8 protein-coding genes are annotated in these 9355 nt (G+C 70.5%); 7 read left to right on the top strand and 1 reads right to left on the bottom strand.

Annotated elements, in window-relative coordinates; all coding sequences use genetic code 11:
* Nucleotides 1-22 precede the first annotated feature (22 nt).
* On the bottom strand, nt 23-787 hold the full coding sequence (locus ACQEV8_RS15870; RefSeq protein ID WP_432960650.1) for a thioesterase II family protein: 765 nt from the start codon (nt 785-787) through the stop codon (nt 23-25).
* Nucleotides 788-865: 78 nt separating this feature from the next.
* Between ACQEV8_RS15870 and ACQEV8_RS15865 the strand changes: the two genes are divergently transcribed.
* The 7 genes from ACQEV8_RS15865 (at nt 866) to ACQEV8_RS15835 (ending at nt 9332) form a co-directional block, all read left to right on the top strand.
* A complete protein-coding gene (locus tag ACQEV8_RS15865) occupies nt 866-1888 on the top strand; it encodes an NAD(P)-binding domain-containing protein (protein ID WP_432960648.1) in 1023 nt (340 codons plus the stop codon).
* A gap of 257 nt (nt 1889-2145) precedes the next feature.
* Nucleotides 2146-3879, top strand: coding sequence for a DUF885 domain-containing protein (locus ACQEV8_RS15860; protein ID WP_432960646.1), 1734 nt, complete (start codon nt 2146-2148; stop codon nt 3877-3879).
* A 45-nt stretch (nt 3880-3924) separates the two neighbouring features.
* A complete protein-coding gene (locus ACQEV8_RS15855) occupies nt 3925-4557 on the top strand; it encodes a TOPRIM nucleotidyl transferase/hydrolase domain-containing protein (RefSeq protein WP_432960644.1) in 633 nt (210 codons plus the stop codon).
* 273 nt (nt 4558-4830) lie between these two features.
* A complete protein-coding gene (locus tag ACQEV8_RS15850; protein WP_432960642.1) occupies nt 4831-6876 on the top strand; it encodes an amino acid adenylation domain-containing protein in 2046 nt (681 codons plus the stop codon).
* A 61-nt stretch (nt 6877-6937) separates the two neighbouring features.
* Nucleotides 6938-7417, top strand: coding sequence for a hypothetical protein (locus ACQEV8_RS15845; RefSeq protein ID WP_432960640.1), 480 nt, complete (start codon nt 6938-6940; stop codon nt 7415-7417).
* Entirely contained in the window at nt 7396-8196 is an 801-nt protein-coding gene (locus tag ACQEV8_RS15840) for a cytochrome P450 (protein WP_432960638.1), read from the top strand. Before ACQEV8_RS15845 ends, ACQEV8_RS15840 begins: the two co-directional genes overlap by 22 nt.
* Nucleotides 8193-9332 carry a branched-chain amino acid aminotransferase gene (locus ACQEV8_RS15835; protein ID WP_432960636.1) on the top strand — a complete coding sequence of 380 codons (1140 nt, stop codon included), beginning with the start codon at nt 8193-8195 and terminating at the stop codon, nt 9330-9332. The genes ACQEV8_RS15840 and ACQEV8_RS15835 overlap by 4 nt, the downstream gene beginning before the upstream one ends.
* The last annotated feature ends 23 nt before the right edge of the window (nt 9333-9355 follow it).

Here is a 9355-nt window from a genome sequence, read left to right as displayed (position 1 = left end):
CGCTGACGCTCGCGGCCGGTTCCTAGGAGCCGGCTTCCGCCACCTCGCCGAAGTCCCGGCGGAACTCGGCGAGCAGCGCCTGGGGCGCGGAAAGGAATTCGAAGTGCCCGCCGCTCAGTTCGACGAAACGGTGATCGGCGGAGGTGTCCTGCCAACCGCCCATGAGCTTCGAGGGGATCTCGGGGTCCTCGCTCCAGCCGATCGAGGTGATTCCCGCGGGAATGGTGATGGGGCCGGGAGCGTAGCGCTTGTTGGCCTCGATGTCGTCGACGAGCACTTCGAGCCCCGTCTCGACGAGCGGTCCGCTCGGCTCACCGCCGAGGTTGGTGATGATGTGCTCGAGCTCGGTGCGCAGTCCGTCCCTGTCCAGCTCCAGCAGCCGTCCGTACGGTCCGTCGTGCGGCGCCACCTGCGCCGAGACGAAGACCCTGGTCGGCAACGGAAGTCCGGCCGCGGCGAGTTGCCGGGTCACCTCCACGCCGGGGAGCGCGCCACCGCAGTGCCCGAAGAACGCGAACGGCCTGTCCAGGTAGGGCCGCAGGTACTCGATGAGCCCCTGCGCCATGTTCTCGTACGTCCCGTAGTGCGGGTCGGCGATCCGGTTCTGCCGCGCGGGCGGCTGGATCAGGCAGACGTCTATCGCGCCGATGCGGCGCGGCCACCCCTGATACATCGAGGCCCCGCAGCCTGAATAGGGGAACAGGAAAAGGCGGGCCGGAGCGTCCGGATCAGGTCGGCGCAGCAGCCAACGCGGAGGCTTCTTCGGGCGAGACCGCGGATCGCTCATGCGGACGACCGTAAGCGAGTCGACTGACCACTTCAAGGTTTTAAATTTCCTTGCCCCGTACGGAGAAAGGATGTATTCATGCAGAACTCCTCCACGCTGCTGCGGTATCTCGACGGTGCGACCGTCGCGTCGTTGTGCGCGCGGATCGACCCGCTCGAAGTCGTCACCGAGGCGTTCCTCGGCGTTCGGGCCGGCCGCTCGGGAGTGGCCGCGGAGGCGGCCCTGCGCTGGACCGCCCCGGACGGAACCGAGGCCCGCAGCCTCATCCTGCCCGCCCGCCACGAGGGCGCGTACGGATGCAAGATCATCAATGCCTGTCTCGGCAACGTGAACCGCGACCTGCCCCGGGCCGCCGGCCTGATCCTGTTGTACGACCGGGAGACCGCCGCGCCGGTGTGCGTCATGGAGGGCGCGCACATCAGCGCCCTGCGCACCGCCGCGGTCTCCGTGGCGGCGTTGCGCGCCGTGCGCCCCCTGTCCACGGTGGACCGGGTGGCCGTGCTGGGGTGCGGCCGTCAGGCGCGCACACATCTGGATCTGCTGGCCGAGCACGGCGCGGTGAAGTCGGTGATCGCACATGACCTCTCGCCCTCCCGGGCCACGGCCTTCGCCGAGGAACTGCGCGCGGCGCTCCCGGAGATCGAGGTCGAGACCGTCGACGGACCGGAAGCGGCGGTCCGTTCGGCCCCGGTCGTACTGGCCACCACGACGACCACGACCTCCTACGTTCCGCTGGCCTGGCTGCCGGAGGGCTCCGTCTTCCTCAACGTGTCCCTGGACGACGCCGCCGAGGACGTCCTGCTGGGCGCCGAGCACCTGTTCGTCGACGACTGGCACCTGGTCAGCGAGGACGACACCCGGCTCCTGGGCCGCCTGGCCAGGTCCGGCCGCGCCACCGCCCCGGGAACCACCGTCCCGGGCGCCCGACAGGTGGACGCGGACCTCGCCACGCTCCTGTCCGGTGCCTACAACCGCCCGATCACCGCCACCGACCGGACGGTCATCAACCCCTTCGGCATGGGCGTCCACGACGTGGCCCTCGCGACCCGCGTCCACGCCGCCGCCAGCGCCGCGGACACCGGAGTGCTCCTGCCCCGCTGACCCTGGCCGCCGTCTCCCGGAAGGGGCGCCACACCCGCCCGGAGCATCGGCTAACGACGCGCACACACAGCGCAGTTGGTGCGGACGCTTACCGCAGGTTGGCTCCATTTGACGATTGACGCGGTCGCCCCCTTCGCGCCATGATCCGTCGGTCGGCAGTTGAGTGCACGTCGTTCCAGCTGCTGCTGCCAGGGGGCTTGCCGCAAGGTTCGGGATGTTACGTCGTACCCCGAGCGAATCCAGTGACTGACTGATTCATGGTGAGGTGCGGACAATTGCGCGACGATATTCCGGCCAAATCCCGTGCTGTACGGGACGTCGCCGACGCCTACGTCGACGGTCTGGCCCGCCTGGACCCCGACACGGCGACCTACTTGGGCGTGCCGGTGGGGCGGGACGAGATGCCGGACCTGTCGCCGGAGGGCCGCGCCGCGCAGGACGACCTGTCCCGCACCACGCTCCTCGACCTCGACCGGGCCGAGCGGGCGACGGCGGGTCCTCCGAGCGACGTGGAACGCCGGTGCGGCCGGTTGCTGCGGGAGCGTCTCCAGGCCGACCTGTCCGCCAGTACCGACGCCGAGCACCTGCGTGAGCTCGTCAACGTCTACGGCCTGCAGCAACGCGTGCAGGACATCTTCGAGATGATGCCGACGGACACCGCGGACGACTGGGCCTCGGTCGCTAAACGGATGAGCCGGGTGTCCGGAACCCTCCACGGTTTCCGGGAATCCCTGACGAAGGCGCTGGAGGCGGACCATTTCGTCGCGGCGCCGACCCAGGTCCGCGCCGTCGCCGGCCAACTCGACGCATGGGTCCGCGACAGCGACGGCCGGGGCTGGTACGCGGGCTTCTGCGCGGACGCCGACGTGCCGTCGCCACTGCGCTCCGAGCTGGACACGTCGGCGGGCAAGGCCGTCGCGGCCGTGGCCGAGCTGCGCGACTGGCTGCGCGGCGACTACCTCCCCAAGGTCGAGGGCCGGCCCGAAGGCGTGGGCCCCGAGCGGTACCGCACCTGGGCACGGTTCTGGAACGGCGCCGACCTCGATCTGCGGGAGACCTACGAGTGGGGCTGGGCCGAGTACCGCAGGATCCGGGACGAGATGCGCGCCGAAGCGGGGCGCGTGCTTCCAGGAGCCACGGCCCGTGAGGCGATGCGCCACCTCGACCAGCACGGCGAAGCGGTGGAGGGCGTGGAGGAGATCCGGCTGCGGTTGCAGGGCTGGATGAACCAAGCGCTCGACGACCTCGACGGGACGTACTTCGAGCTGGCTCCGCCGGTGCGCGTGGTGGAGGCCGCCATCGCGCCGGCGGGCAGTGGAGCGGCGGCGTACTACACCCCGCCGAGCGTGGACTTCTCGCGCCCCGGCCGCACGTCCCTGCCGGTGCAGGGACGCACGAGGTTCCCGCTGTGGAGCCTGCGCAGTGTCTGGTACCACGAGGGCGTGCCCGGCCACCACCTGCAGCTCGCCCAGTGGAGGTACCTGGCCGACCAGCTGTCGAGGTACCAGACCACCATCGGCGGCATCGACGCCTGCACCGAGGGCTGGGCGATGTACGCGGAGCGCCTGATGGACGAGCTGGGCCAGCTGCCCACCCCCGGCGACCGCCTCGGCTTCCTCGACTGGCAGATGCTGCGCGCCATCCGCGTCCTCATCGACCTCGGCATGCACCTGGAACTCGACCTCCCCGAGGACGCCCCCGTCGGCGCGGGCGGGAAGTGGACTCCCGGGCTGGCGAAGGAGTTCCTCGCCGCGCACAGCGGACAGACGGCCGAGTTCGTGGACAGTGAGATCGGGCGCTACCTCGGTCTGCCCGGCCAGGCGATCGCCTACAAGCTCGGTGAACGGGCCTGGCTGGACGGCCGGGCCGCGGCCAGGGCGGCGCACGAGGCCCGCGGCGAGAAGCTGGACCTGAAGTCCTGGCACACGGCCGCGTTGTCGCTCGGCCCTCTCGGCCTCGATGACCTTCAGGACGAACTGGCGAGCCTGTGACGGTGTTCAACGGCGCGTCGGCCGGTGCCGCGCGGAAGGAGTTCCATGGCTGACATGACGTCGTTCCGTGAGGCCGTCACGGCGTGGGCGACCCTCGCCCCCGGCCGCGACCTGGCGCGCGAGCTGGCCGAGGAGCTGGCCGAGGAGCTGCCCGTCCGGACGGCCGTCCTGCTCGAAGGGCCGAGCGACGTCAACGCGGTCAACGCGCTGGCCGCGAGTCACGGCCGGGACCTGGCGACCGAGGGCGTCTGTGTCCTGGCGATGGGCGGTGCGATGAGTGTCGGCCGCTACGCCCGGTTCCTCGGACCGTCCGGTCTGGGACTGCGCCTGACCGGGCTGTGCGACGAGAAGGAGCGCGAGTACTACGCCCGTGGCTGGGCGGGGGCCGACGGAGACCCGCAGGACTTCTTCGTCTGCGAGGCGGATCTGGAGGACGAACTGGTCCGCGCACTCGGCGTGGATCTCGTGAAGGAACTGATCCGGGAGGAGGGAGAGCTGCGCCCTCTGGAGACCTTCCTGCGCCAGCCCGCACAGCGCGACCGCACCGCACAGCAGCAGCTGCGGCGCTTTTTCGGCACGAAGAAGGGACGCAAGATCCACTACGGCCGTGTCCTCGTCGAAGCTCTCACCCCTGACCGCGTGCCTGCTCCACTCTCCGGCCTGTTCGCCATCCTCTGAGCGCCGGGCGGCGCCCGTCCCGGCCCGTAGAGAGCCCCCGGGCGCTGCTCGGGGCAACGGCGACGGTGCCCACCCCATCCACGTACCGACCGGTCCAAGCTCTCCCGCAGGTCGTGCGCAACGGCTCGTGGTGTGCCAGGAGCGGCCCGGGGTGCCGGCGGAACTGTCGCAGGCCCCGCACACGGCCGCCGGCCGGCGGCCACGGTCTCGTCCCAAGGCCCCAACAGTGACAGGGCGCGCGCAGCGGCCCGCAGACACTCCAGAGGACAGACAATGACCAACCTGTTCGAAGACCAGGACGGCACGTACCGCGTCGTCGTCAACTCCGAGAACCAGCACGCGCTGTGGCCCGACTTCGCCGAGGTGCCGCCCGGATGGGACACGGCGTTCGGCCCCGCGGGACGTACCGACTGTCTCGACCACGTCGAGGCGAACTGGCGGGACATGCGCCCCGCGTCGCTGGCCGCCCGGACCGGCCGGGCCGACCGGGGGGAGGTGACGGCGGACGACGCGGCCACCCCGCCGGGCGACACGATCACCGAGCGGTTCGCCGAACAGGTCCGCCGCCGCCCGCAAGCGACGGCCCTGCGGTTCCGTGGCGAGGACATGACCTACGCCGAACTCGACGAACGCACCGACCGGCTGGCGCGGCGACTGGGCGCCCTCGGCGTGGGCGAGGAGAGTGTCGTCGGCGTCTGCTTCGAGCGGTCCTTCGAGATGGTGGTCGCGCTGGTCGCCATCCTGAAGGCCGGCGGTGCCTATCTGCCGGTGCACCCGACCGAGCCTCAGGAACGCTTCCGCTACATGCTGGACCAGACCCGCGCACAGGTGCTGCTCACCCACGGGCCCCTGATCGACCGGATACCCGGTGTCGATGTCACCGTGGTGAACGTCGACGTGGCCGAGGACGCGGCTCCGGCCGACGCCGAGCCGCCCGCGCCGCACGTCGTGGCCGACAGCCTGGCGTACGTGTGCTACACCTCCGGCTCGACCGGGCAGCCCAAGGGTGTCAGCGTGACGCACCGGGGCGTGTGCCGGCTCGTCCGGGACGGCGACTACGCCGACTTCGGTCCCGACGAGACGTTCCTGCAGCTGTGCAACCTCACCTTCGACCCGGCGACCTTCGAGATCTGGGGAGCGCTGCTCCACGGCGGCCGCCTGGTCATCCACGACCCCGGAACGCTGTCCCTGCCCGAACTCGCGGAACGCGTCAAGCGGGAGCGCGTGACCACGCTCTGGCTCACCACCGGCCTCTTCCACCGGATGGTCGACGGCCACCTCGACGACCTGGGCGGACTGCGGCAGCTGCTCGCCGGAGGGGACGTCCTGTCGCCCGCGCACATCAACAGGGTCCGGCAGAGACACCCGCACGTGCGACTCGTCAACGGGTACGGGCCCACGGAGAACACCTGCTTCACGACCTGCCACAACGTGACGGAACCGGTCGGAGAGACCGTCCCGATCGGCCGGGCGATCACCGGCACCCGCGTTTACGTGCTCGACGAGAAGCTGCGGCCCGTCCCCGACGGCGAGTGGGGCCAGCTGTACACGGCCGGTGAAGGGCTTGCCCGCGGCTACCTGGGAGACGCCCGTAAGACGGCACAGCAGTTCCTCCCCGACCCGAGCTGGTCCGGGGAGCGGATGTACAGCGTCGGTGACGTGGTGCGTGTGGGCCCCGACGGCGCCCTGGACTTCCGCGGGCGCTCCGACGACCAGGTCAAGGTCGGCGGCTATCGGGTGGAACTCGGCGAGATCGTGGCCGCGCTGGCCGGCCGGCCAGGAGTCAAGGAAGCGGTGGTGATCGTCCGTGAGGACGGTCCCCGCGGTGAGAAGGCCCTGGTCGCGTATGTCGTACCGGAGGGCGACGACGAGACCCTGGTGCCCGACCTGCGCGTCGCCCTGCGCGAGCGGCTGCCTCGGCACATGAATCCCGCCGCGATCGTGGTGATGGGCCGCTTCCCCCTCACCCGCAACGGCAAGATCGACCGGTCCGCCCTGCCCGCGCCGGATCTGCTCCCCCGGGAGGTGGACGCCGACTACGAAGCGCCCCGCACCTCCGTGGAGGGCCTGCTGGCCGACCTGGTCGCCGACGCGCTCGGCGTCGAGCAGGTCGGTGTGCACGACGACTTCTTCGAACTGGGTGGCAACTCGCTGGTCGCCACCGACCTGCTCAGCCAGATCCGCAACGCGCTGGCGGTCGATGTCCCGGCGACCCGGCTGTTCTACGAGAACCCCACGGTGGCCGGGCTCGCGGAGCTGGTCGAGACGACTCCGGCGACAGCGTCCGCCGGTGTCGCGACGGGGAACGAGCGGGCGTGAGCGCCGTATCCGCCTCCCGCATTCCATGGCACCGCGAGCCCGATTCAGGAAGGGATGACCGATGAGACTGACGCGGCCGGCCGAACACGAGGCCGTCGACCTGACGAAGGTTGACCTCGTCGCCCCCGCCGTGCACGGCGAGGGCGATCCGCACGCCATCTGGCACGCCATGCGCGAACGGGAGCCGGTGCACTGGCAGCAGGTCGACGAACGCCTCGGCTACTGGTCGGCGACCACGTACGACGATGTGGCGAAGGTGCTGAAGGACCATCGCGTCTTCACCTCCGAGCACGGCACCCTGCTGAACCTGCTCGGCAAGAAGGACCCCGCGAGCCGCAAACAGCTCCCGGCGACCGACCCCCTCGGCACACGAAGATGCGTTCCCCGGTGCAGCGCGCGCTCAACAGCAAGGTCCTCGAAAGGCACCGCCCGGCGATCCGCGCCGAGGCCAAGCGCCTGCTCGACGGCGTACCGGAAGGTGAACCCTTCGACTTCGCCGAGGTCGTCGGGGCACTGCCGATGGCTGTCACCGGAACGCTGATGGGCCTCGACCGCGAGGACTGGCCGCAGCTGACCTATCTGACGAGCCAGGCCATCGCCCCCGACGACCCGGAGTTCATCATGCCGGAGGGCGGGGCGGCGACACTCCAGCGTGCCCATCGCGAACTCTTCGCCGCCTTCGAGCAGTCGATGAGCCGACGGAAGGGTGAGGGGAACGGCGACCTGATCGACGTCCTGCGCACCATGGAGATGGACGACGGCCGCAAGTTGCGCCCGGGAGAGATCGTCTCCAACTGCTACAGCCTGCTCCTCGGGGCGAACGTCACCACACCGCATGTGCCCAACGCGGCCATGCTGGAACTGGCGAAGGACGGCAAGTACGCCGACTGGGCGGCTCACCCCGAGCTGTTCGACAGCGGCATCAACGAGGCGCTGCGGTGGTCCTCTCCGGCCAGCCACTTCCTGCGCTACGCCAAGACCGACGTCGAACTGAGCGGTGTGACCGTCCGCCAGGGCGAGCCGGTGGCCGCCTGGATCGGCTCGGCGAACCGGGACAGCGCGGTGTTCGCCGATCCCTACGAGTTCGACATCCGGCGCGACCCGCGCAACCACCTGGCCTTCGGGGTCGGACCGCACTACTGCGTCGGCCACGCGGTCGCCAGGATCGCCCTCCACGAGCTGTTCGAGAATCTTCTCGAGCAGTTCTCCGGGTTCGAACCGGCCGGCGAGCCGGAGCACCTGCACTCGAACTTCATCGCCGGCATGAAGCATCTGCCGCTCGTCGCCACCAGACGGAGCGAGGTGCGAGCGGGCGTATGACCGTCGAGATGTCTCCCCTGCTCACGACGTCGTCCTTCGAACGGATGGCGCATCCGAATCCGGCGAGCCCGCAGCGCGTCGCGGAGGTGCTGGACGACCCGGGCTTCGGAAAGTACGTCACCGACCACATGGTGACCGTCGAGCACACCCGCGACCGCGGCTGGCACAACGCGGTCGTACGGCCGTACGAGCCGCTGCTGCTCGCCCCCACCGCGTCGGTGCTGCACTACGGGCAGTCCGTCTTCGAGGGCCTGAAGGCGTACCGGCAGCCCGACGGTTCCGTGGCGTCCTTCCGCCCGGAGGTCAACGCGCGTCGGTTCCGTGCGTCGGCACGGCGTCTGGCGATGCCGGAACTGCCCGAGGAACTGTTCCTGGAATCCCTGCGGGAACTGGTCGCCCGGGACGAGCGATGGGTGCCGGAGGGCGGAGGCCGGTCGCTGTACCTGCGGCCGCTGATGATCGCCACCTCCACCGAGCTGACGGTCGCCGCGGCCACGGAGTACCTGTACGTGCTGGTCGCGATGCCCGCCGGCTCCTACTTCACCGGTGGCGCCAAACCGGTGAGTGTCTGGCTGTCCGAGGACTACGTCAGGGCGGCACCACGCGGTACGGGTGCGGTGAAGTGCGCGGCCAACTACGCCGGGACGCTGGCCCCACAGCGGCAGGCGGTCGAGCACGGGTGCGACCAGGTCGTCTGGCTCGACGCCGTGGAACGCCGCTGGGTCGAGGAGATGGGGGCGATGAACCTCTTCTTCGTCTTCGGCTCGGGCCCCGGGGCCCGGCTCGTGACACCCCAATTGAGCGGTTCGCTGCTGCCCGGCGTCACCCGTGACTCGATCCTGACGCTGGCCCGCGACCTCGGGTACGGCGTGGAGGAGCGGCGCGTCTCCATCGACGAGTGGCAGCAGTCGGCGGCGTCCGGCGAACTCACCGAGGTGTTCGCCTGCGGCACCGCGGCACTGATCACTCCTGTCGGAACGGTCAAGCACGCCTCCGGGGAGTTCCTGATCAACGGAAACGTCTGCGGACCGGTCACCCAGCACATCCGGGAGCGACTCGTCGCACTCCACGAGGGGGTGGCCGAGGACCGGCACGGCTGGATGCACCGGCTCGTGCAGGTCACGCCCGCCGGATAGCCGGGCACACCTCCCCGGTACGG

The sequence above is a fragment of the Streptomyces sp. CA-179760 genome (assembly GCF_050937045.1).
Classification (GTDB): domain Bacteria; phylum Actinomycetota; class Actinomycetes; order Streptomycetales; family Streptomycetaceae; genus Streptomyces.
The sequence above is the reverse complement of the archived record's forward strand: the minus strand, read 5'-3'. Positions and strand labels throughout refer to the sequence as shown.